The sequence below is a fragment of the Corallococcus sp. M7 genome (assembly GCF_054512695.1).
Window position 1 is genome coordinate 9,070,585 of the sequence record NZ_CM137252.1, and the last position, 22,010, is coordinate 9,092,594.

Here is a 22,010-nt window from a genome sequence, read left to right on the forward strand (position 1 = left end):
CCACGGGCAGAGACACCGGCCTCACGGGCCGCGTCGCCGTGGGACGCAAACGGCCGCCCGCCGCGTCCTCAATCAACGCGGAAGGCTCAGCTCGGCGTGCGCGAGGACTCCGTCGGCGTCGCCGCCTGGGCCTCCGTGCGCCGGGGCAGCCAGACGTTGAAGGTGGAGCCCTGACCCGCCATGCCCGTGGACTCGGCCCAGATGCGGCCGCCGTGCTGCTCCACGATGCCCTGGCTGATGGTGAGCCCCAGCCCCAGCCCGCCGTACTTGCTGCCGTGCGCGCGGCCGAAGCGCTCGAAGATGAGGCGCTGCTTCTCGCTGGGGATGCCCACGCCCTGGTCCTTCACGGACAGGTGCACGCCGCTGTCGCCCTCGGCCACCAGGCGCACCAGCACCTGGCCACCCTCCGGCGAATAGCGGATGGCGTTGGACAGGAGGTTCGTCAGCACCTGGTCCAACCGCCCCCGGTCCCACGTGCCCTCCAGGTGCTCGGGGACCTCCACCTTCAGCTCGTGCGTCTGCGACAGCACCGCCATGCGGTCCCGCGTCTCCAGCACCAGCTGCGACAAATCAAACGGCTCCAGCTCCAATGACAGCCGCCCCGCCTGCAGCCGGCTGATGTCCAGCAGGTCCTCCACCAGCTTCGCCATGCGGTCGATCTGCCGGTTGATGATCTGCAGCGACTTGCCGGGGCCGGCCTCCGTCTGGCCGCCCAGCTTGAGCAGCGCCAGGTGCGCGTGGCCCTTCGCCGCGGCCAGCGGCGTGCGCAGCTCATGGCTCGCGGCGGCGAGGAACGCGTCCTTCGCCTCGCTCGCCAGCCGCAGCGCCGTCTCCGCGCGCTGGCGCTCGGTGATGTCGCGCGCCACGGAGATGAAGCGGCCGGGACCTTCCCCTTCCGCCACGTACTGGAGCACCACCTCCACCGGCACCTCCGACCCGTCGCGGCGGCGGTGGTTGGTGGAGTACGTCTGCGACGGGAGCGTGCCGGACATCAGCGGCGCCAGCAGCTTGCGGAAGCCCGTCTCGTCGAAGGCGCTCTCCACCTCCAGCACCGACAGGCCCACCAGCTCCTCCACGGAGGAGGACAGCTGCTTGGCCGCGCCCGCGTTCGCGTACGCGAGCGTGAGCGTGTCCGGGGTGAACATCAGGACGCAGTCCAGCGTGGCGTCCAGCGTCGTCTTGAAGCGGGCCAGCGCCTCCTCCGCGCGCCGCTTGTCGTCGATGTCCGTGGCGATGGCCAGCCAGCCCACCAGCTGCCCGTGCTCGTCGTGCTCGGGCACCGCGCGCGCCAGGTGCCAGCGATAGACGCCGTCCTTGCGCCGCAGCCGGAACTCCTGCGTGCTGCTCTGCACCTGCACCACCCCGTCACTCCACACGGCGCGCATCCGCTCGCGGTCCGCCGGGTGCACGTCCATGAGGAACGAGGAGAGCGACAGCTCATACCCCTCGTGGTGGCCGCTGTACTCCCGCCAGGCCCGGTTGGCGTACGTCAGCGACCCGTCCGCGCGGGCCGCCCACATGGGCTCCGGCAGGGCCTCCGTGAGCCGGCGGTAGCGCAGCGCGCTCTGGCGCTCCAGGGCCTCGCGGTCGCGCTGGCGCAAGAGGGCCGCCTGGCGCTGGAGCTGCTGCTCCTTGAGGAACAGGTCCACGAAGACGCTGACCTTCGAGCGGAGGATTTCCGGGTCGAAGGGCTTGAGCAGGTAGTCCACCGCGCCGTGCGCGTAGCCCTTGAAGACATGCGCCGCGTCACGGCTGAGCGCGGTGAGGAAGATGATGGGGATGGTGCGCGTGCGCTCGCGCTGCTTGATGAGCGCCGCCGTCTGGAACCCGTCCAGCCCCGGCATCTGCACGTCCATCAGGATGACCGCGAAGTCGCGCTGCAACAGCTGCTTGAGCGCCTCCTCGCCGCTGGTCGCCTTCACCAGGTCCTGGCCCAATGGCTCGAGGATGGCTTCCAGCGCCAGCAGGTTGGCCGGATGGTCGTCCACCATCAGGATGGCCGCGCGAGGACTCGCCGTGGCTTCCTGGGAACGTTCCGGAGTGTGCTCAGTGGAGTTCATGTGCGCGGTGGGGGAGCGCGTGGGTCAGGGGACCCGAGACACGGCGAACAAGGCTAGGGCCGCCCCCTTCCAGACGGAAGTGCAAAGGGGGCACGAGGATGGATCGTCCTCGTTGAGTATCAAGCACTCACCCACAGCCGGACCAGTTCCAAGAGCTTGTCGGTATCCACCGGCTTGGGCAGGTAGTCACTCGCACCGGCGGCCATGCACTTCTCACGGTCGTCCTTCAGCGCCTTCGCGGTGACGGCGATGATGGGGAGGCTGGCGTACTTGGGGTCCTTGCGGATGGCACGCATGGTCTCGTAGCCATCCATCTCCGGCATCATCACGTCCATCAGCACGACATCCACGTCGGGGTTCTGGCCGAGCATCTCGATGGCAGCCCGCCCGTTCTCCGCGAAGACGACCTGCATGCTGTGATTTTCCAGCACGCTGGTGAGCGCGAAGATGTTTCGCATGTCGTCATCCACCAGCAGGACCTTCTTGCCGGCCAGCGGTGCGTCCTGGTCGTTGCGCTGCGCCAGGGCCGCGCGCGCGCGCGCCGGAAGATTCTCGTCCAGGCGGTGCAGGAAGAGCGCCGTGTCGCTGAGCAGCTGGTCCGGGCTCTTCGCACCGCTCTTCAGGATGACGCTGCCGGTGTAACGCCGCAGACGGGCCTCGTCCTTGGGCGTCAATTCACGGCCGGTGTAGACGACGATGGGCAGGTCGCGGAAGCGCTGCTGCGTCTTCACCTCCTCCACCAGCTTGATGCCGTCCATGTCGGGCAACAGGAGGTCGATGACGAGGCAGTCGTACTCGTTCTCCTCCAGCTTCTGGAGGGCCTCCTGGCCGGACGCCACCGCGGTGACGACGACGTCTCCGCCGTCGCTGAGCAGTTGGGTGAGGCTGCTGCGCTGCACGTCGTCGTCTTCAATGACGAGCAGGCGGCGCTCGCGGCGCTCCAGGAAGCGCGACAGCTGGCCGAAGACGCGCTCCAGCCCCTCCTTGCTCACGGGCTTGGTCAGGTAGCCGAACGCGCCCTGGGTGTTGCCCAGGTGCTTGTCCATCACGCTGATGATGTGGACGGGGATGTGGCGCGTGCGCGGGTTGCGCTTGAGGCGGTCCAGCACGCTCCAGCCGTCCACCACGGGCAGCTGGATGTCCAGGGTGATGGCGTCCGGCTGGTACTCGTGCGCCATGGACAGGCCGCTGTCACCGCGCGTGGCGACCAGGGCCTTGAAGCCCTTCTCGCGCGCCATCTGCACCATGATGCGGGCGAACTTCAGGTCGTCCTCGATGATGAGCAAGGTGCGATCGCCCTCGCGGATGTACTCGCGGTCGTCCTCCACCACGACAGGCGTGTGCGCCCCCTCCACCTGCGGAGGCAGCGCGGCGTCCAGCACGTGGGCCTGCGGCTCCACCACCGACACCGGTGCCGGCTGGGCGAGCGCCGGCTGCGGCGTCGTCGCGGGAGTACCGGACGTGGACGGGGTGACGAGCGTCTCCGGCAGCATCCCCACCGCACGGCCGGCCGACTCCCCGCCCTGCGACACGTCCTCGTCCGCGCCCTGGTACTCCGGAGGCAGGTAGAGGGTGAAGGTGCTGCCCTTGCCCGGCTCGCTCTCCAGGCGGATTTCGCCACCCAGCAGCTTGGCGATTTCGCGGCTGATGGACAGGCCCAGGCCGGTGCCGCCGTACTTGCGCGCGGTGGAGCCGTCCGCCTGCTGGAACGCCTCGAAGATGATGCGCTGCTTGTCCTTGGCGATGCCGATGCCGGTGTCCTTCACCGCGAAGGCCAGCACGTGGCGCGAGCGGCGCAGCGCCTCGTGGTCGAAGCGGATGCCCTTGTCCGCCAGGCGCACGGAGAGCTTCACGCCGCCTTCGTCGGTGAACTTGAAGGCGTTGGAGAGCAGGTTCTTGAGCACCTGCTGCAACCGCTGCGGGTCGGTGCGCACGTGGCGCGGCGTGCCCGCGAGCACCTCCACCTGGAAGGTGAGGCCCTTCTGGTCCGCCACCGGGCGGAAGCTGCGCTCGATGAACTGGTTGAGCTCCGTGAGGACGATGTCCCGGGGCTCCACCTGCATCTTGCCCGCCTCCACCTTGGACAGGTCGAGGATCTCGTTGATGAGGCTGAGCAGGTCCCCGCCGGACGCGTAGATGGTGTTGGCGTACTCCACCTGCTTGTTGGAGAGGTTGCCGTCCTTGTTGTCCGACAGGAGCTTCGCGAGGATGAGCAGCGAGTTGAGCGGCGTGCGCAGCTCGTGGCTCATGTTGGCCAGGAACTCGCTCTTGTACTTGGAGATGATGGTGAGCTGCTCCGCCTTCTCCTCCAGGCTGACGCGCGCCAGCTCCACCTCGCGGTTCTTCTCCTCCACGCGGGTGTTCTGGTCCGCCAGCTCCTTCGCCTTGTCCTCCAGCTCGATGTTGGTGCGCTTGAGCTCGTCCTGCTGCTGGGTGAGCTCGCGCGACTGGCTCTGGAGCTCCTGGGTCAGGCGCTGCGACTCGGAGAGCAGCGTCTCCGTGCGCATGTTCGCCATGATCATGTTGAGCACCACGCCGATGCTCTCCGTCAGCTGATCCAGGAAGATCTGGTGGATGGCGCTGAACGGGTGGAACGAGGCCAGCTCGATGACGGCCTTCACCTCGCCCTCGAAGAGGACGGGCAGGACGATGATGTTGAGCGGCGCGGCCTCACCCAGTCCGGAGGAGATGGTGATGTAGTCCGACGGCACGCGCGTCAGCAGGATGGTCTTCTTCTCCAGCGCGCACTGGCCGACCAGCCCCTCGCCCAGGCGGAAGCGGTTCGCCAGGTGCTTGCGCTCCCGGTACGCGTAGGTGCTGGTGAGCTTGAGGGACGGCATGCCGCCCTCGGGGTCGGAGAGGAAGAAGGCGCCGTGGTGCGCGGACACCAGCGGGGTCAGCTCGCTCATGATGAGGCGGCTGACGGCGTCCAGGGACTTCTGGCCCTGCATCATGCCGCTGAACTTCGCCAGGTTCGTCTTGAGCCAGTCCTGCTCCTGGTTCTTCTGCGTGGTCTCACGCAGGTTGACGATCATCTGGTTGATGTTGTCCTTCAGCGCCGCGACCTCGCCCTCGGCGACGACCGTGATGCTGCGGGTCAGGTCGCCCTTGGTCACGGCGGTGGCCACGTCGGAGATGGCGCGCAGCTGGCTGGTGAGCGTACCGGCCAGCTGGTTCACGTTGTCCGTCAGCTGCCGCCACGTGCCGCGCGCGCCGGGCACGCGGGCCTGGCCGCCCAGCTTTCCTTCGATACCCACCTCGCGGGCCACCGTGGAGACCTGCTCCGCGAAGGTGCCCAGCGTGTCGGTCATGTTGTTGATGGTGTCCGCGAGCGCGGCCACTTCGCCCTTCGCGTCCACGATGAGCTTCTGGGTCAGGTCGCCGTTGGCCACCGCCGTCACCACGCGCACGATGCCGCGCACCTGGGTGGTGAGGTTGGAGGCCATGAAGTTCACGTTGTCCGTGAGGTCCTTCCACGTGCCGGCCACACCGGGCACGCGGGCCTGGCCGCCCAGCTTCCCTTCCACGCCCACCTCGCGGGCCACCGTGGAGACCTGCTCCGCGAAGATGCCCAGCGTGTCGGTCATGTTGTTGATGGTCTCCGCCAGGGCGGCCACTTCGCCCTTCGCGTCCACCACCAGCTTCTGCTTGAGGTCACCATTCGCGACCGCGGTCACCACCTTCACGATGCCGCGCACCTGGGTGGTGAGGTTGCGGGCCATGAAGTTCACGTTGTCCGTGAGGTCCTTCCACGTGCCGGACACGCCCTTCACTTCCGCCTGACCGCCCAGCTTTCCTTCCGCGCCCACTTCGCGGGCCACGCGGGTCACTTCGGAGGCGAAGCTGTTGAGCTGGTCCACCATCGTGTTGATGGTGTTCTTCAGCTCCAGGATTTCGCCCTTCGCGTCGACGGTGATCTTCTTGGACAGGTCACCGTTCGCGACGGCCGTCGTCACCAGCGCGATGTTTCGCACCTGGCTGGTGAGGTTGGACGCCATGCTGTTCACGTTGTCCGTGAGGTCCTTCCACGTGCCGGCGACGCCGGGCACCGCGGCCTGACCGCCCAGCTTGCCGTCCGTACCCACTTCCTTCGCGACGCGGGTCACTTCGGAAGCGAAGGCGCGGAGCTGGTCCACCATCGTGTTGATGGTGCTCTTCAGCTCCAGGATCTCGCCCTTCGCCTCCACGGAGATCTTCTGCGACAGGTCACCGTAGGCCACCGCGGTGGTGACCTTCGCGATGTTGCGCACCTGGTCCGTGAGGTTCGCGGCGAGGACGTTCACGTTGTCCGTGAGGTCCTTCCACACGCCCGCGACACCGGGCACCGCGGCCTGGCCGCCCAGCTTGCCCTCCGTACCCACTTCCTTGCCGACGCGCGTGACCTCCGAAGCGAACGCGCGGAGCTGGTCCACCATCGTGTTGATGGTGTTCTTCAGCTCCAGCACCTCGCCCTTCACGCTCACGGTGATCTTCTGGGACAGGTCGCCGTTGGCCACCGCCGTCGTCACCTTGGCGATGTTTCGCACCTGGTCCGTCAGGTTGCCGGCGAGGACGTTCACGTTGTCCGTGAGGTCCTTCCACACGCCGGACACGCCCTTCACGTCCGCCTGACCGCCCAGCTTGCCTTCCGTACCCACTTCCTTCGCGACGCGCGTCACTTCGGCGGCGAACGCGCGGAGCTGGTCCACCATCGTGTTGATGGTGCTCTTGAGCTCCAGCACCTCGCCCTTCGCGTCGACGGTGATCTTCTTGGACAGGTCGCCGTTCGCGACCGCCGTCGTGACCTCCGCGATGTTTCGCACCTGGGCCGTGAGGTTGTTGGCCAGCAGGTTCACGTTGTTCGTGAGGTCCTTCCACGTGCCGGCCACACCCGGCACTTCGGCCTGGGCGCCCAGCTTGCCCTCCACGCCCACCGTGCGCGCCACGTCCGTCACCTGCTGCGCGAAGACGGACAGCGTCTGGGTCATCGCGTTGATGGTGTCCGCGAGCGCGGCGATCTCACCCTTGGCCTCCATCACCAGCTTCTGGGACAGGTCGCCGTCGGCCACCGCCGTCACCACCTTGACGATGCCGCGCACCTGGGTGGTGAGGTTGAAGGCCATGCTGTTCACGTTGTCCGTGAGGTCCTTCCACACGCCGGACACGCCCTTCACGTCGGCCTGACCGCCCAGCTTGCCGTCCGTGCCCACTTCCTTCGCGACGCGCGTCACTTCCGCGGCGAACGCGCGGAGCTGGTCCACCATCGTGTTGATGGTGCTCTTGAGCTCCAGGACCTCACCCTTCGCGTCGACGGTGATCTTCCGGGACAGGTCGCCCTTCGCGACCGCCGTGGTCACCTCGGCGATGTTACGGACCTGGTCGGTGAGGTTGTTCGCGAGGAGGTTCACGTTGTTCGTGAGGTCCTTCCACGTGCCCGCGACGCCCGGCACCACGGCCTGGGCGCCCAGCTTGCCTTCCACGCCCACCGTGCGCGCGACGTCCGTCACCTGCTGCGCGAAGATGGAGAGCGTCTGGGTCATCGCGTTGATGGTGTCCGCGAGCTCCGCCACCTCGCCCTTGGCCTCCATCTTCAGGCGCTGGGTGAGGTCGCCGTTGGCGACCGCGGTCACGACCTTGGCGATGCCTCGCACCTGGGTGGTGAGGTTGGACGCCATGAAGTTCACGTTGTCCGTGAGGTCCTTCCACGTACCGGACACGCCCTTCACTTCCGCCTGACCGCCCAGCTTGCCGTGCGTGCCCACCTCGCGGGCCACGCGGGTCACTTCCGAGGCGAAGCTGTTGAGCTGGTCCACCATCGTGTTGATGGTGTTCTTCAGCTCCAGGATTTCGCCGCGCGCGTCGACGGTGATCTTCTTGGACAGGTCACCGGTGGCCACCGCCGTCGTCACCAGGGCGATGTTGCGCACCTGGGTGGTGAGGTTGGAGGCCATGCTGTTCACGTTGTCCGTGAGGTCCTTCCACGTGCCGCCGACACCGGGCACCGCGGCCTGACCGCCCAGCTTGCCGTCCGTACCCACTTCCTTCGCGACGCGGGTCACTTCGGCGGCGAACGCGCGGAGCTGGTCCACCATCGTGTTGATGGTGCTCTTGAGCTCCAGCACCTCGCCCTTCACGTCCACGGTGATCTTCCGCGACAGGTCGCCATTGGCGACGGCGGTGGAGACCTCCGCGATGTTGCGCACCTGGCTGGTGAGGTTGGACGCCATCAGGTTCACGTTGTCCGTGAGGTCCTTCCACGTCCCCGCGGCGCCGGGCACCTGGGCCTGGGCGCCCAGCTTGCCCTCCACGCCCACCGTGCGCGCGACGCTGGTCACCTGCTGCGCGAACACGTTGAGCGTGTCCGTCATGTTGTTCAGCGTGGCGCCCAGCGCGGCGATCTCACCCTGCGACGGCACCATCAGCTTCTGGGTGAGGTCGCCGTTGGCGACCGCCGTCACCACCTTCACGATGCCGCGCACCTGCGTCGTGAGGTTGGACGCCATGAAGTTCACGTTGTCCGTGAGGTCCTTCCACGTGCCGGACACGCCGGACACCGCGGCCTGACCGCCCAGCTTTCCTTCCGTACCCACTTCGCGCGCGACGCGCGTCACTTCGGAGGCGAAGCTGTTGAGCTGGTCCACCATCGTGTTGATGGTGCTCTTGAGCTCAAGGACCTCGCCCTTCACGTCCACCGTGATCTTGCGGGACAGGTCGCCGCGGGCCACCGCCGTGGTGACCTCCGCGATGTTTCGCACCTGCGCGGTGAGGTTGCCGGCGAGGACGTTCACGTTGTCCGTGAGGTCCTTCCACACGCCGGACACGCCCTTCACGTCCGCCTGGCCGCCCAGCTTTCCTTCGGTGCCCACCTCCTTCGCGACGCGCGTCACTTCGGCGGCGAAGCTGTTGAGCTGATCCACCATCGCGTTCACGGTGGTGCCGATGCGGAGGAACTCGCCCTTCACGGGCTGGCCGTCGATTTCGAGGGCCATCTTCTGGGTGAGGTCGCCTTCGGCCACCGCCACCAGCACGCGGGCGACTTCCGTGGTGGGCTGCACCAGGTCGCCGATGAGGGCGTTGATGGACTGGACGCTGGTGGCCCAGTCGCCGCGCACGTCGCCCAGGGTGACGCGCTCGCCCATGCGGCCCTCGCGGCCGACGACGCGCTCCACGCGAACGATTTCGTGGGTGAGCGTGGAGTTGAGCGTCACCACCGCGTTGAACGCGCGGGCGATCTCATCCATCACCACGTCCTGCGCGCCGGACGGCAGCCGCACGGAGAAGTCACCGCCCTGCACGGCCCGGAGCGCCGCCAGCAACTGCTGGAGCGGAGGCGGGCCGCCGGGGCGCAGGCCTTCATCGGCGGCCGGGCGGTTGTTGCCGTTACGACCGCGTGCGGGGGCGCGGCGGGCGGGCGCGGGCTCGGCTCGCGAGGCCTCCGGGCTGCTCAGCCGGTTGGCCGCGACGTTGCCCTGCGACCGGGCGCCTGGAGGGCCAGCGTCCTGGCCTGCGGCGCTGGCGGCCGTCTTTCGGCCGTTGGCGCGCTTGCGGGGAGCGGAGGAGCTGGAAACCTTGGTGTCGTCCACGAGTGAAACCCCTGATCGGCGAAAGCGTTGCAACCGGTCCTGCGAACCCGGCCCGCGATCCCAGGAACGTCCAATGAGTTCGCGGGTTTGTCGAATGTAAAGCCGGGTTGGAAAGCCCCTGTGTGTCGGGCACTGAACGCAGTGCCTGGACAAGAGGCCCCGATCCCCGGAAGCCCCGGGTCAGCGAGTCACCGGCCCGGAGCGGAACCTCCCCATAACAGCTTCAGGGAGGTGAGGCCGTACACGGGAAGCCATCGCACCCCTGCACATACAGCGCTCGCCCCGAGAGCCTTCGGGCAGGCGCGCGCGTGCGTGCCGGCACCTCTTCACGCGCGCCGGTGCGGACGTCGAAGCGGAGGGTGCCCGGTGCGGGCGCACCACAGGCCAGCAGGACCTGATCCGCAGTGTCCAGCCACCACAGGAACTCCACGTTGCACGGAGCCTCCGCCCGCACCAGCTCCAGGGTGCGGGCGTCGTAGACGATGACGCCGCCGCCCCACTCCACCGCCGCGAGCACGCCGCCAGGGCCAATGGACAGCCGGCCACCCGGCCCCGGCACCTGCGCCTGGCCCAGCACCTTGCCATCCGTTGCTACCGAGACGAGCAGTCCGCTGGCATCCAGCGCGAGGACACCGCCCGCGTGGCCGATCAGCCATTCCGGCGGGGTGATGTCGCCCACCGGCAGGAGCGCACCGTTCCGCTCGCGCAGCAGATGGCCTCCAGCGGCGGCCCACAGGCGGCGCTCGCCATCGAACGCGAGCGCGGTGGCGCCAGCAATCTCCAGGCGCGAGTGCGAGCCATCCTCGCCGCAGACCGCGACGACGCGGGGCCCGAACACCGCCGCGCGCGAAGCATCCGGAGCCACGGCCCAGCCCAGCCGCGTGGCGCCGTCGAGCTGCCGCGCCAGACAGTCATTGAGCGTGCCCAGGTGCGCGTCCCCGGCGGGTGAGGCGATGAGGTACGGCAGGCTGGTGGTGGCGACGTAGAGCAGCAGGCCCAGGCCCGCGGCGATGACGAGCGTGAGCGGCCATGCACGGGCGCTCACGCTTCGCGCGAGGCGCGCGCTCTTGCGGCCCGCCGCCAGATGCCCTTCCCGTCCGCTCACGCACGCCCCTTTCCTGGACCGGAGGACAGCACAGAAACGGCGAGAAGACCTCCCGCCGCGATACGGAAGCGCGGGTGTTGGACATCACCGTGCCGGGCGCGCGTGCGTGCAACCCCTGTCCCGCGTGCTTCGTCCCATGAGTGACCTGCGAGCTGCCGTCCTGCCATGTGCCGGCTGGTTCCAACGGGTTGCCCTGTCCGGTGAAGCACACACCTTTACGCCACCTGCGACGGGAAAGGATTCCACACATGCGACGCTCCATTGGCACCGCGGCACTGGCCTTCAGCTTCCTGCTCTCCACCAGCGCGCTCGCCCAACAGGTAGGCGACGGGTCGAGCCCCGGGACGACTCCCGGCTCCTCGGGTGCTTCGCCGGAGATGATCAACAGCGGCCAGACCGGCAGCGCCGGCTCCACGGGCACGGTCACGCCCGGCACCACCAACTCCACGGGCGTGCAGACCGGCAACACCGCCACCGGCACGGGTGGCTCTGGCACCGGCGTGAACCCGACTCCGGGCACCACCGGCACCGGAACCACCGGCGGTAGCACTTCCGGCACGGGCGGCACCGGGACCAGCGGCATCGGCACGGGCACCGGCACCACCGGCTCCAGCACGGACACCTACGGCACCGGGGCCACCGCGCCCTCCACCGGCACGGGCTCGTACACGTCGCCCTCCACGGGCACGAGCACCGGCACCTATGGCGGTTCGGGCACCAGCACCACCGGCGTCGACAGCTCCGGCACCACCGGCACCATTGGTGGCTCCGGCAGCACCGGCACCATTGGCGGCACGGGCACCGGCACCACCGGCGCCACCGAGCCCGGCACCGAGTCCAACGGCTCGACCGTCATCAACCCGGGCGGCACCGGTACGGGCGGCACCAGCGGCACGACTGGCACGGGCGGCGTCGGCGGCACTGGCACCAGCGGCTCCGGCGGTACCATGGGCGGCGTGGGCGGCACCGGCACCAGCGGCTCCAATGGCACCACGGGCGGCTCCATCGGCGGCCAGTAACCGGGATGCCCTGACATGAACAGCCACGGCCGCCAGCCCTTCGCTGGCGGCCGTCGCCTTTGTCTGGCTTTACTTCGGCGCGTCCAGACAGGCCATGGCCCGGCCCACGTACTCCATGAGCTTCGGGTCGCGGCCCTGACGCTGGGCCACCTGGGGCTCCTGCTGGTGCATCGTCTGGAGCGACTTCTCGATGCCGGGGTTTCCGCCCGTGAACGCGCGGACGAGCTCGCGCCAGCGCGTGGCCAGCACGCGCACCGGCTCGGACGCGGGGTCGGCGCCCTGCTCCATCTGCTCGCGCATGCTCGCGATGAGGCGGGGCCACTCGGCCTCCACCTGCTTGATGGCGTCGTCACCCATCGCCTGGCGACGGGCCTCCAGCTCCTTCAACTGCTCCGGGGTGTAGTACTTCTCGAACATGGTCATGGCCTCGATGGTCTGTAGGAAGTCGTCGGCGGAGACGGGCTCCGCCGCGCGCAGCTGCCGTGCGAGGGAATCCAGGCGGTCGCAGAGCTGACGCTGTTCCGCCAGCTGCTCCCGGGCCCGCTGGAGCCGCAGCTCCACCACGCGCAGGGCGGAGAAGTCCGCCCGGCCCAGCGTCTCGGCAATCTCTTCCAGCGAGAACCCGAGCTGCTTGAGCGACAGGATGTGACTCAGGCGGGCGATGTCCGCCGCCGTGTAGAGCCGGTGCCCCGACGCCGTGTGCGCCGAGGGCTTGAGCAAGCCAATCTCGTCGTAGTGGTGCAGCGCGCGGATGGACAGCCCCGTGCGCCGGGCCAGCTCCCCTACCTTCAGCTCCGTGTGCTGCATGCCTCACCCCTTTCCAGCCACGGTCTTCGCGTGACTGGATGTCATGGGTACAACCTCACGTCGCGTGAGGTTCAAGGGGGAAAACACACGGGGGTGGCCAGCGGACGACAGGAATTGCTAGGGTTCCGGCATGGAACGGCGATGACCGCTGGTGTTTCCATGAACCCTTGAGGAGACCTGTCCTGATGACTCCGCCCCTTGTCGTCGTCGCGGCCCTGTCCGCCACGCGGGCGCTCATCCGCTGAGCCGGTCGTAGCAGCACCGTCGTCCGTCGCAGCGCGAGCCCCGCTTCCTTCACGCCCGGCGCCCCGGAGTCCCTCCCGCGCGCCCGTGGCATCGCTCTGCCCGGAGTTCCTCAAGTGTCACTCGAAACCCTCGGCTGGGGTCCCGACCTCGACCTCGCGTTGTCCAACACCGTCTCGCAGTCTTCTTCCACCAACCTCGTCCCCGGGCGCGTCGTGCGCCAGCAGCGGGGGCTGCTCACCGTGCAGACCGCGGGCGCGGCCTTCCTCGCGCGCGCCTCCGGACGCCTCCTCCATCAGGCCCAGGGCGTGGAGGCCTTGCCCACGGTGGGCGACTGGGTCCTCTTGCAACCGCCCGCGTCCGGTGACGGCGAGGCGCTGATGCACGCCGTGCTCCCCCGCCGCAGCCTCTTGAAGCGGCGCGAGGCGGGCAGCGAACACGACGCCCAGCTCATCGCCGCGAACGTGGACGTGGTGTTCCTCGTCACCGGACTGGATGGCAACTTCAACCCCCGCCGCATCGAGCGCGCCCTCACGGTCGCCTGGAACAGCGGCGCCACGCCCGTCGTGCTCCTCAGCAAGGCGGACCTCGCGGACGACGCGGCCTCACGCGTCCTGGAGGTGGAGGCCCTGTCCCCCGGCGTGGACGTGCTCGCGGTGAGCGCACGCACGGGCCTGGGCGTGGAGGAGGTGCGCGCGCGGCTTCCTCCCGGCAGGACGGGCGTGCTGCTGGGCTCGTCCGGCGTGGGCAAGTCCACGCTCACCAACCGGCTCCTGGACGACGCGCGGCTCGCCACCCAACCCGTGCTGGCGGAGGGCGACAGGGGCCAGCACACCACCACGCACCGCGAGCTGTTCGTGCTGGAGCACGGCGGCCTCGTCATCGACGGGCCCGGCATGCGCGAATTGGGCCTGTGGGGCGATGAGGAGGAGGACCTGGCCACCGCCTTCGCGGACGTGCTCGCGCTGGCCACCGGCTGCCGCTTCAGCGACTGCGGCCACCAGCGTGAGCCGGGGTGCGCGGTGAGGGCGGCGGTGGAGGACGGCATGCTCTCCGAGGAGCGGCGCGCGAGCTTCGAGAAGCTCCAGCGCGAGCAGGCCTTCCAGCACCGCCAGACGGACGCCGCCGCTCAGCGCGCGCACAAGCGGGTGGAGCGCGCCCGGTCCAACCAGGGCTGGGCCCTGACGCGCTCGAAGCGGCGCGGCGAATAGACAGACACCTTCGGGCGCGGCGCGGACACCTTCCGCGCCGCGTCCGGGGGTGTTTCAGAGCCCGGGGCTCGACTCCGGCACGGAGCCGGGCGGAGGCAGCGGCGGCGGGGTCGGAGCCTCCAGCATGGGGACCTCTCCCTCCTCCGGTGCGTTCGCAGCGTCCGGGACGCGGGCTGGCGTCTCCGGGCCCGTCCCCAGGTCGTGGCGCGGATGGACGTTCTGGTACTCCGACGCGCAGGAGTAGGCGACGGTGCGCGAGCCCACGAGGACCGTGGGCAGCAGCATGCCGATGGCGGCGCAGCTGCCCTGCTCCTCGTCGGTCCGGTTGCCGCCCGCGCACACCGCCGACCCGATGAACGCGCCCGCCACCGCGAGGCCCGCCTGGATGAGGAAGTCGCTGGGGGTCGCGCGGCTCTGGGCCCACGCGATGCCGTTCTTGCACTCACTGCCCGGGGGACTGGACACGGGCACCAGGCCCGCCACCGTGAACCACTGCCGGTCCTGGTGGACCTTGGGCTCCGGCCGCAGGTTCGTGACGATGCTCGTCCGATAGCAGCCCGTCTGCCCCAGCATCAGCGCCACCATCGACGCCGCCACCGCATGTGCCTTCCGCATCAATGCCCCCAATCCCGGTGAGTGACCGCACGCACCCGCGTTCAGGCCCTGTGCCTAGCCTGAACGCGGGGGTCACCGGAAGAGGGCTCTCCCTCAGTAGATGACGTAGGCGGCCGTGCCGCTGCAGCGCGTGTTGCGGAAGCAGCCGATGCGGACCTGATACTGCTCCGCCGGGGACACCACGTTCATGTGGTAGGTGACGCGCGAAAGCGAGCCGCAGGTGCCGAAGGCATCGTCGTTCTCAGCGACCGGCAGGCCCGAGGAGTCGATGACCCGCACGATGGTGTCACCGACGCCGTTGGCGCCCTCCACGGCGCAGGTGCCCACGTCGAGGACCTGGCCGGGGGTCAGCGTCACGTTCAGGTTGGCGGTGTTGCGCGTGCCGCTGTTGGTGTTGACGAGGTTGAAGGGCAAGGTGCCCCGCGTGAGGTTCGCGTTCAGCGTGACCTTCACGTCCACCGTGGCGGTGCAGCTGTCGGTGTAGTCGCAGCCAGCCTTGAGCGTGTAGGTGCCAGCGGCCCCCACCCGGAGCTTGAAGCCGCACCCGTCGAAGCTGGAGGCGGCCTCGTTGTCCTGCGCGTCGACGAGGCGCAGCTTGGGGTAGCCCGTGACGGGGAAGTCCGGCAGACCGCAGGCGTTCACGTGGATGACGTCGCCCGCGCCGAGCGTGTACGTCCGGTCCACCGTGTTCTGCGTGGCGTCCCAGGTGTCGGTCGTCGTGTAGCCGAACGCGCTGGCCGGCCGCACCGGCGCGGGCGGCATCCCGGCGCACAGCCGCGTGCTGCCATTCTGGAGCTCGGTGCACACGCCCTTGAGCGCCGGGTAGACGTACGTGCTCTCCGAGCCGGTGCAGCCCGTCTCCGGGCACACGTTCACCACCTTGCAGCTGCCGTTGGAGACGTAGTCCGCGCCGTCCCCGCGCACGAGGATGCCCGCGAGGGTGTGCTGCCCCAGCTCGTACACCGCCGCGCCCGACGTGCCAGGGAAGGTGTCCGAGTTGTGCACGAAGTAATCCCGCGTGCCCGAGCGCGCGTCGCGCACCGAGCCGCCGGTGTCGATCTTGATGGGGGTGCCGCTGCTGCCGCCCACGACCGCCACGTTCTGCGCGGCGCCCAGCGCGGTGTTGCTCGTGCGGACGGGCGCGGGGGTGAAGCGCGGCGTGGCCGCCCGGTCCAGGCGCACGATGGCGTAGTCCAGGTTCTGCCCGTTCACCGTGCCGTGCTGGCGCGCCACGATGGAGTCGCAGGTGAAGACGTCCTGCGACGTGATGGGGTGCAGCACGCCCGCCCCCGTCCGGTGGAAGTTGAAGACGAAGTAGGTGTCGGCGCACGCCGCCGCGTTGCCCACGCAGTGCCCCGCGGTGAGCACCAGGTCATCGTCGATGAGCGTGCCGGAGCAGAAGGCCGCCCGGGGGTCGCTCCAGAAGCGCTCGGTGGAGCAGAGGTTGAGGCCCGTGCCCAGGTTCGGACCGGGGAAGGTGACGTTGTTCGGGTCCGTCAGGTCGATGAACCCCGGGTGCACCAGGCCCACGGCGGCCTGCTCCGCCCGCGCGCGCAGCGTGGCGTCCGGATGGGCGTAGACGTCCAGCCGGTCGTCCGTGCCATAGACAATCTCGCGCTTCTGCTCTCCGAGCGCGTCCTGCTCCGCCGACGGACCGCAGCCCGCGAGCGCGCACATCAATACCAACCCAGACTTGAGATGCTTCATGGAGGGATGCCTTTGTTTGGGGGAAACAAGCAGCCCTACCGTGCCAGATAGGTGAAAGCCTATTACCCCAGGGATCCGGCGTCCCCCAAAGGCAATCAGCGGCGGCGCTTCACCGGGGCGGGCAGATGTTCAAATGCCGTCTCCACCATGCCGCGCAGGCTGGCCTCGTCCATGCCGGCCTTGCCCACGGCCTCCAGCCCTCGGAAGACCGCGAGCAGCATGGCGCCCAACCGCTGGGGGTCCGCCTGGGCCGCGAGGTCCCCATGCGCCCGGGCCTGCTCCAGGCAGCGCACGAACGCGGCCTCCAGCCCCCGGAAGGTCTCCAGGGCCCGGTCCGCCACCTGCGCGTCCTGCGCCGCCAATTCCGACGTGCCGCGCGACAGCAGACACCCTCGCCGGTTCGCGGGCGACGCGGACGTGGTGGCCGCGCCCAGCATGTACCGGCGCAGCCGCTCCAGCGCCCCTTCGTCTGGCCCCTCCAGCGTCTTCTTCACCGACTCCACGGAGCTCACGCAGTAGGTGTCGAACACCTTCATGAAGAGCTGATGCTTGTCGCCGAAGGCCCCATAGAGGCTGCCCTTGCCCAGCCCCGTGGCCTGCATCAGGTCGTCCATGGACGTCGCCGCGTACCCCTTGTTCCAGAACTGGTCGCGCACCGCCCGCAGCACCTGCGCTTCATCGAATGTCCGAGGCCGAGCCATGCCCGGAAAATAAAAGTTATTGACCGCCCGGTCCACCATTCTTAGATATGGACCATCAAGTCCATAACTTCTCCGCCAGAGCGGGGACCGGACAAGGAGCAGGACCATGGGCAGGCTCGACGGGAAGGTGGCGGTCGTCACGGGTGGAACCACGGGCATCGGCTTCGCGACGGCGAAGCGCTTCGCGCAGGAGGGGGCGAAGGTGTTCCTCACGAGCCGCCGGCAGGCGGAGGTGGACCGGGCGGTGCAGGAGATTGGCCACGGCGTGGTGGGCGTGCGCGGGGACGTGTCCGTGATGGCGGACCTGGACCGGTTCTACGCGCGGGTGAAGGAGGACGCGGGGCACGTGGACGTGGTGTTCGCCAACGCGGACCTGGGCGAGTTCTCAGCGCTGGGCTCCATCACGGAGGCGCACTTCGACAAGACGTTCAACGTCAACGTGAAGGGCACGCTGTTCACGGTGCAGAAGGCGCTGCCGCTCCTGAAGGACGGCGGCTCCGTCATCCTGACGGGCTCCACGGCGGGCTCGGACGGCTTGCCAGCGTGGAGCGTCTACTCGGCGACGAAGGCGGCCATCCGCTCGCTCGCGCGCACCCTGGCGTCGGACCTGAAGGGGCGGCGCATCCGGGTGAACACGCTCAGCCCGGGCCCCATCGACACGCCGGGACTCAACGGGCTGGCGCCCGACGCGGAGGGGAACAAGCAGCTGAAGGATTACCTCATCAGCCTCGTCCCGCTGGGGCGCCTGGGACAGCCGGATGAGGTGGCGAAGGCGGCGCTGTTCCTCGCGTCGGACGACAGCAGCTTCGTCAACGGCGTGGAGCTCTTCGTGGACGGCGGCGCCGGACAGGTCTGAAGTCGACGGCGGATGCTTCAGTCTTCCTTGCCGTCCGGGTTCGACGCGGCCAGCTTGCGCAGCTTCGCGGCGAAGGGGCTCTCGCCGTTCACCGGCAACGGACCGCCCGCCATGCGCTGGCGGCGGTCCATGGCGAGGGGGCCTTCAGGGGGCCCTTCCAGGGCTTCCTTCTCGAAGCGGTCCTGACCGCTCAGCACCCGGCCAATGGGACGGGACGAGCCGACGCGACGAAAGGGATCCACGGACATGGTGCCGACCTCCGGGTGACGTCCCTGTTCTACCGCGCTTCGGTCCCCGGTGCATCCCACCCCCGGGGATCCTCCAGCGCGCCGCCGATGTGCCGGAGCACCCGCGCGGCCAGGTCCACGTCGATGAGGCGCGCGTCCCAGGTGCAGGTGAGCGTCATGGCCTTGCCGGGCACCAGCGCCCCGTCCTCCACCACCGGCACGTCCCGCACCAGCCCGGGCGCCAGCAGGAGCGGCACGCGGGTGTAGGGCACCATCGCGACGAAGCCCCGCTCCAGCCCCAGCGAGCCCAGGTTCGTCACCGCCACGGAGCCGAACGGGTCGAACGGCATTCCCACCCGGCGCAGGTCCACGTTCAGGCCGTACCAGACGAAGGACAGGAGCCGCAGCGCGGGGCCCATCAGCCAGCCGGGCAGCAGCGACGAGCGGCGCTTGCCCCGCTCAATCTCCACGTCCTCGCGCGCGCGGACCCGCGACACCCGCGCCTCCATGGCGTCCGCCAGCGCCTCCAGCGACTTCTGGTCCGCGCGGTGCACGGTGGCGGTGGTCAGGTCCACGCGCGACGCGCCGCTCGCGGGCTGCACCACCAGCACGCAGACGCCCACGTCCTCGCGCAGCCACGGACGCTGTCCGCGCAGCACGACGTTCGCCTCCGGGTAGCGGCGCAGCGCGTCCGCCGCGGCCTTCGCCACCAGGTGCGTCACCGTCAGGCGCCGGCCGGTGAGCGTGCGGTGCGTGGCCATGAACGCGAGCGCTGGCTCCATGCGGACCTCCAGCGCCGCGTAGGCAGTGGGGTCGCGGGGGGCGCGCCACGTCCCCAGCGCGAGCTTTCGCAGGGCACTGGCCGGAGGCGCGGGGTGGAGGTCCAGGTTCATGGAAGGTTTCTCAAGCCTTTGCACGGCGGGAGGACCGCGCGCAACCGGGACGGGCACCTGTTAGACATTGGCCCCAGCGCCCTTCCCTTCCGCCCTTCGAGGCCCCTCCCCATGAGCACCCTCGCCCTGGTCCTGTCCCTGGCATTACAAGCCTCACCGCCCGCGAAGCCGCTTCCGAAGCCCGCCGCGCAGGCGGAGAAGCAGAAGGCCCCCGCGGAGGACGTCGCCGCCGCCACCCAGGCGTGGCACGCCGAGCGGCTGCGACACCTGCAGTCGCCGGACGGCTGGCTGACGCTGGTGGGGCTCACCTGGTTGAAGGAGGGCGAGCAGACGGCGGGCTCCGCGCCCGACAGCGCCGTGCCGCTGCCCGCGTCGGCGCCAGCCAAGGCAGGGACCTTCGTGCGCAAGGGCGACACCGTGAGCTTCCAGCCCGCACCGGGGGTGGCCTTCACGCTGGAGGGCAAGCCCTTCACGGGCGGCGCGCTGAAGACAGACGAGAAGGGCGCGCCAGACGTGGTGCGGCTGGGCGCCGTGAGCTTCCAGATCATCCTCCGGAAGGACCGGCTGGGCGTACGGGTGAAGGACTCGGAGGCGGCGGCGCGCAAGCAGTTCCACGGCATCCCGATGTACCCGGCCAGCGCGGACTGGAAGGTGGAGGCGAAGCTGGTGCCGGATGAGAAGCCGCGCATGATCAGCGTGCCCACGGTGCTGGGCCATGCGGAGGAGATGAAGGCCGCCGGCACGCTCGTCTTCACGGTGGCGGGCAAGGAGTACCGCCTGACGCCCGTGGGAGAGGAGGGAGACGAAGAGCTGTTCATCGTCTTCGGCGACGAGACGAACCGCGACACGACCTACGGCGCCGGCCGCTTCCTCGAAGCACCGAGGCCGGACAAGGACGGCCGCGTCGTGCTGGACTTCAACCGCGCCTACAACCCGCCTTGCGCCTTCTCCCGCTTCGCCACCTGCCCGCTGCCTCCGCGCGGCAACCGCCTGGCCCTGCGCGTGGAAGCCGGTGAGAAGCGCGCGGGAGACCACTGACCCCTTCAAAACGCCACCGCCCGCTTCCCCAGGAGGGAAACGGGCGGCGTGGGGGTGGCACTCAGGTGAAGCCTCAGAGCTGGATGTTCTTCTCCACATCCGCCATGCGGAAGCGCGCCATCGCCAGGTTCGCGTTGGAGCGGTGCAGCGCGATGTAGAGGAACAGGCCTTCGCGGGCCGCGAGCGGACGGATGATGTGGTACTGCTCGCCCAGGGTGATGAGCATGTCCTCGATGCGGTCCTTGATGCCCAGGGCCTTCATCGTCTTCAGCTTGGCGCGCATCACCTCGGTGTTGCCGGCCGCCGCCGCCTCGACGTTGAACGCCGCGTTCCCGCCAACGCTGCCCAGGGTCATCCCGCTGTTGGCATCCGCGAGACAGACCGCGAACGCCCCTTCAATCTTCATCGCCTCTTCCAGCGCCTGCTTCACGTTCGCCATGACTCCACTTTCCAGTAGGACGGGGGGACCCGAGGGGGACTGCGACTGCGAAACGGCAGGCTGCGATTGCAGGGTGTCGGCGGTCAGCTCCGCCAGGTCGAACGTCAGCTGGCTGGAGTAGGAGCGCGGCTGCGGCACGAAGAGCGCCTGCGCCTCCGTCAGCCCGAAGAGCGTCTCCAACTGCGCGCCCACGTGGCCGCGGAGCAGGTCGCGCAGCGTGTCGCGCGGCACCAGGCCCCACGCCACCAGCGTCTCGCAGAAGTTGCCGCCGCTCTTGCGGCACTCCGCCATCACCTGCTCGACGTCCTCGCGGCTCACCAGCTTCGCGTCGATGAGCGCCGTGGAGAAGCTGCGCGCGCCCGGGCCCGTGAGCACCGTCCACGCCACCTTGCGCTCCACCACGAAGATGCGCCCGGAGACCGTGGCGGACTTCACCACCACCTCACCGCCCAGCTTGCTCTCCAGCGCTTCGTTCAACACCGCCCGGACTACCTGACGGGGCTGGGACACCACGGTTCGAGGAGCCGGATTCATGGGGAGCGCACAGTGACCGCCAGTGCTAGCGCGGTCCGTCGGGGGAGGCGTTGCCGCCGGAACAATAAACACTGACGCTGCACAATGGCAACCCAGCTGTAAAATTCAGGGAAGAGATGACTCCCCTGGGGTTGGTGAAACCCCGTACAGATGGATGAGCTTCTTGTACCCGAGGACCAAAGACAACGGAACAATTCCAGACCAACGAAAACCCAACGCAGGGTCCAGACAGCGCAATGCGTCGGACGGATGGGCGGTTGGCCCGCGAACATTTCCCCTCTGGAAACGAGGACAAGCAGGCATCGCCGCGGGGGGAAATCCGTTCCTTCGCGCGGCACGTAGAAGCCCCCAGAGCGCATGACGCACCCTGGGGGCCTGGGTCCTGTTGGACCATGTTCCGCCCTGTGGGCGGTTCAGTGCACTGGGGGTGCGCGGTCGGCGGTGGCTTCCGGGGCCAGAGGTGACTCCAGACGTGGGGCGATGCCGTCCTTCAGCTGGCGCAGCAGGGCGGCGCAGAAGGCCTCCAGGTCATCCGGCTTGCGGGACGTGATGAGGTTGCCGTCCTCCACCACCTGGCGGTCCACCCAGCGCGCTCCGGCGTTGATGAGGTCCGTCTTGATGGAGGGGAACGAGGTGACGGTGCGCTCGTCCGCGATGTCCGCCTCCACCAGCATCCAGGGCGCGTGGCACACGGCGGCGATGGGCTTGTCCGCCTTGAAGAAGTCGCGCACGAAGCCGACCATGGCGATGTCCATGCGCAGGTGGTCCGGCGAGTAGCCGCCGGGGATCACCAGCGCGGCGAAGTCCGAGGCCTTCACCTCCTTCACCGCCTTCTCCGTGCGGATCTCCGCGCCCTTCTTGCCCTTGAGCGTCTTGCCGGCCTCCACGCCGATGACGACGGGCTCGTGGCCTGCCTGCTTGAGCTTGTCGTAGGGGACCTGGAACTCGGAGTCCTCGAAGTCATTCGCCACGATGAGTGCGATGCGCGCCATG

At 69.2% G+C, this 22,010-nt stretch carries 15 protein-coding genes; 4 read left to right on the forward strand and 11 right to left on the reverse strand.

All coding sequences use genetic code 11. The features are described 5' to 3' along the window. Positions 1–86: 86 nt before the first annotated feature. From ACX114_RS36420 to ACX114_RS36430, 3 genes are all read right to left on the reverse strand, one after another. Positions 87–2,060: a hybrid sensor histidine kinase/response regulator gene (locus tag ACX114_RS36420; protein WP_459292091.1), complete on the reverse strand. Its 1,974-nt coding sequence runs from the start codon at positions 2,058–2,060 to the stop codon at positions 87–89. Positions 2,061–2,179: 119 nt separating this feature from the next. Beyond that, complete coding sequence (locus ACX114_RS36425; RefSeq protein ID WP_459292093.1) at positions 2,180–9,622, reverse strand: HAMP domain-containing protein; 7,443 nt, start codon at positions 9,620–9,622, stop codon at positions 2,180–2,182. Between the two features lie 223 nt (positions 9,623–9,845). Then, positions 9,846–10,727 (reverse strand): hypothetical protein, encoded by an 882-nt coding sequence (locus ACX114_RS36430; RefSeq protein WP_459292095.1) that lies wholly within the window; start codon positions 10,725–10,727, stop codon positions 9,846–9,848. A 248-nt stretch (positions 10,728–10,975) separates the two neighbouring features. On the opposite strand from ACX114_RS36430, the gene ACX114_RS36435 reads away from it, so the two are divergent. Then, positions 10,976–11,746, forward strand: coding sequence for a hypothetical protein (locus tag ACX114_RS36435; RefSeq protein ID WP_459292097.1), 771 nt, complete (start codon positions 10,976–10,978; stop codon positions 11,744–11,746). 69 nt (positions 11,747–11,815) lie between these two features. Here ACX114_RS36435 and ACX114_RS36440 read toward each other — a convergent pair whose 3' ends face one another. After that, positions 11,816–12,553, reverse strand: a complete 738-nt coding sequence (locus ACX114_RS36440) for a MerR family transcriptional regulator (RefSeq protein ID WP_459292099.1) — start codon at positions 12,551–12,553, stop codon at positions 11,816–11,818. 359 nt (positions 12,554–12,912) lie between these two features. Between ACX114_RS36440 and rsgA the strand changes: the two genes are divergently transcribed. After that, positions 12,913–14,007: a ribosome small subunit-dependent GTPase A gene (gene rsgA, locus ACX114_RS36445; protein WP_459292101.1), complete on the forward strand. Its 1,095-nt coding sequence runs from the start codon at positions 12,913–12,915 to the stop codon at positions 14,005–14,007. A gap of 54 nt (positions 14,008–14,061) precedes the next feature. Here the strand turns inward: rsgA and ACX114_RS36450 are convergent, their stop codons facing one another. From ACX114_RS36450 to ACX114_RS36460, 3 genes are all read right to left on the reverse strand, one after another. Beyond that, a complete protein-coding gene (locus ACX114_RS36450) occupies positions 14,062–14,622 on the reverse strand; it encodes a hypothetical protein (RefSeq protein WP_459292103.1) in 561 nt (186 codons plus the stop codon). A 93-nt stretch (positions 14,623–14,715) separates the two neighbouring features. Then, positions 14,716–16,329 (reverse strand): trypsin-like serine peptidase, encoded by a 1,614-nt coding sequence (locus ACX114_RS36455; protein WP_459292105.1) that lies wholly within the window; start codon positions 16,327–16,329, stop codon positions 14,716–14,718. Between the two features lie 95 nt (positions 16,330–16,424). Continuing rightward, entirely contained in the window at positions 16,425–17,030 is a 606-nt protein-coding gene (locus ACX114_RS36460; protein ID WP_459292107.1) for a TetR/AcrR family transcriptional regulator, read from the reverse strand. A gap of 106 nt (positions 17,031–17,136) precedes the next feature. Here ACX114_RS36460 and ACX114_RS36465 point away from each other — a divergent pair, with 106 nt between their 5' ends. Beyond that, positions 17,137–17,886: an SDR family NAD(P)-dependent oxidoreductase gene (locus ACX114_RS36465; RefSeq protein ID WP_459292109.1), complete on the forward strand. Its 750-nt coding sequence runs from the start codon at positions 17,137–17,139 to the stop codon at positions 17,884–17,886. Positions 17,887–17,903: 17 nt separating this feature from the next. On the opposite strand, the gene ACX114_RS36470 is transcribed toward ACX114_RS36465, so the two are convergent. Together ACX114_RS36470 and ACX114_RS36475 are read right to left on the reverse strand one after the other, a co-directional pair. Next, on the reverse strand, positions 17,904–18,134 hold the full coding sequence (locus ACX114_RS36470; protein ID WP_459292111.1) for a hypothetical protein: 231 nt from the start codon (positions 18,132–18,134) through the stop codon (positions 17,904–17,906). Between the two features lie 29 nt (positions 18,135–18,163). Then, positions 18,164–19,006, reverse strand: a complete 843-nt coding sequence (locus ACX114_RS36475; protein WP_459292113.1) for a 2-oxo acid dehydrogenase subunit E2 — start codon at positions 19,004–19,006, stop codon at positions 18,164–18,166. A 111-nt stretch (positions 19,007–19,117) separates the two neighbouring features. Between ACX114_RS36475 and ACX114_RS36480 the strand changes: the two genes are divergently transcribed. Next, the gene (locus ACX114_RS36480; RefSeq protein ID WP_459292115.1) at positions 19,118–20,044 is read left to right on the forward strand and encodes a DUF1684 domain-containing protein; all 927 of its coding nucleotides are present in this window, start codon (positions 19,118–19,120) and stop codon (positions 20,042–20,044) included. A 73-nt stretch (positions 20,045–20,117) separates the two neighbouring features. On the opposite strand, the gene ACX114_RS36485 is transcribed toward ACX114_RS36480, so the two are convergent. Both ACX114_RS36485 and ACX114_RS36490 read right to left on the reverse strand, forming a co-directional pair. Continuing rightward, a complete protein-coding gene (locus ACX114_RS36485; RefSeq protein WP_459292117.1) occupies positions 20,118–21,017 on the reverse strand; it encodes a hypothetical protein in 900 nt (299 codons plus the stop codon). A 413-nt stretch (positions 21,018–21,430) separates the two neighbouring features. Continuing rightward, positions 21,431–22,009, reverse strand: a complete 579-nt coding sequence (locus tag ACX114_RS36490; RefSeq protein WP_459292119.1) for a type 1 glutamine amidotransferase domain-containing protein — start codon at positions 22,007–22,009, stop codon at positions 21,431–21,433. Position 22,010 lies beyond the last annotated feature (1 nt).

Excerpts from the sequence above, each read along its gene's own strand:
- ACX114_RS36420 (WP_459292091.1), bottom strand. The coding sequence starts at position 2,060 with ATGAACTCCACTGAGCACACTCCGGAACGTTCCCAGGAAGCCACGGCG.
- ACX114_RS36435 (WP_459292097.1), top strand. The coding sequence starts at position 10,976 with ATGCGACGCTCCATTGGCACCGCGGCACTGGCCTTCAGCTTCCTGCTC.
- ACX114_RS36440 (WP_459292099.1), bottom strand. The coding sequence starts at position 12,553 with ATGCAGCACACGGAGCTGAAGGTAGGGGAGCTGGCCCGGCGCACGGGG.
- ACX114_RS36450 (WP_459292103.1), bottom strand. The coding sequence starts at position 14,622 with ATGCGGAAGGCACATGCGGTGGCGGCGTCGATGGTGGCGCTGATGCTG.
- ACX114_RS36455 (WP_459292105.1), bottom strand. The coding sequence starts at position 16,329 with ATGAAGCATCTCAAGTCTGGGTTGGTATTGATGTGCGCGCTCGCGGGC.
- ACX114_RS36460 (WP_459292107.1), bottom strand. The coding sequence starts at position 17,030 with ATGGCTCGGCCTCGGACATTCGATGAAGCGCAGGTGCTGCGGGCGGTG.
- ACX114_RS36465 (WP_459292109.1), top strand. The coding sequence starts at position 17,137 with ATGGGCAGGCTCGACGGGAAGGTGGCGGTCGTCACGGGTGGAACCACG.
- ACX114_RS36470 (WP_459292111.1), bottom strand. The coding sequence starts at position 18,134 with ATGTCCGTGGATCCCTTTCGTCGCGTCGGCTCGTCCCGTCCCATTGGC.
- ACX114_RS36475 (WP_459292113.1), bottom strand. The coding sequence starts at position 19,006 with ATGAACCTGGACCTCCACCCCGCGCCTCCGGCCAGTGCCCTGCGAAAG.
- ACX114_RS36480 (WP_459292115.1), top strand. The coding sequence starts at position 19,118 with ATGAGCACCCTCGCCCTGGTCCTGTCCCTGGCATTACAAGCCTCACCG.
- ACX114_RS36485 (WP_459292117.1), bottom strand. The coding sequence starts at position 21,017 with ATGAATCCGGCTCCTCGAACCGTGGTGTCCCAGCCCCGTCAGGTAGTC.
- ACX114_RS36490 (WP_459292119.1), bottom strand. The coding sequence starts at position 22,009 with ATGGCGCGCATCGCACTCATCGTGGCGAATGACTTCGAGGACTCCGAG.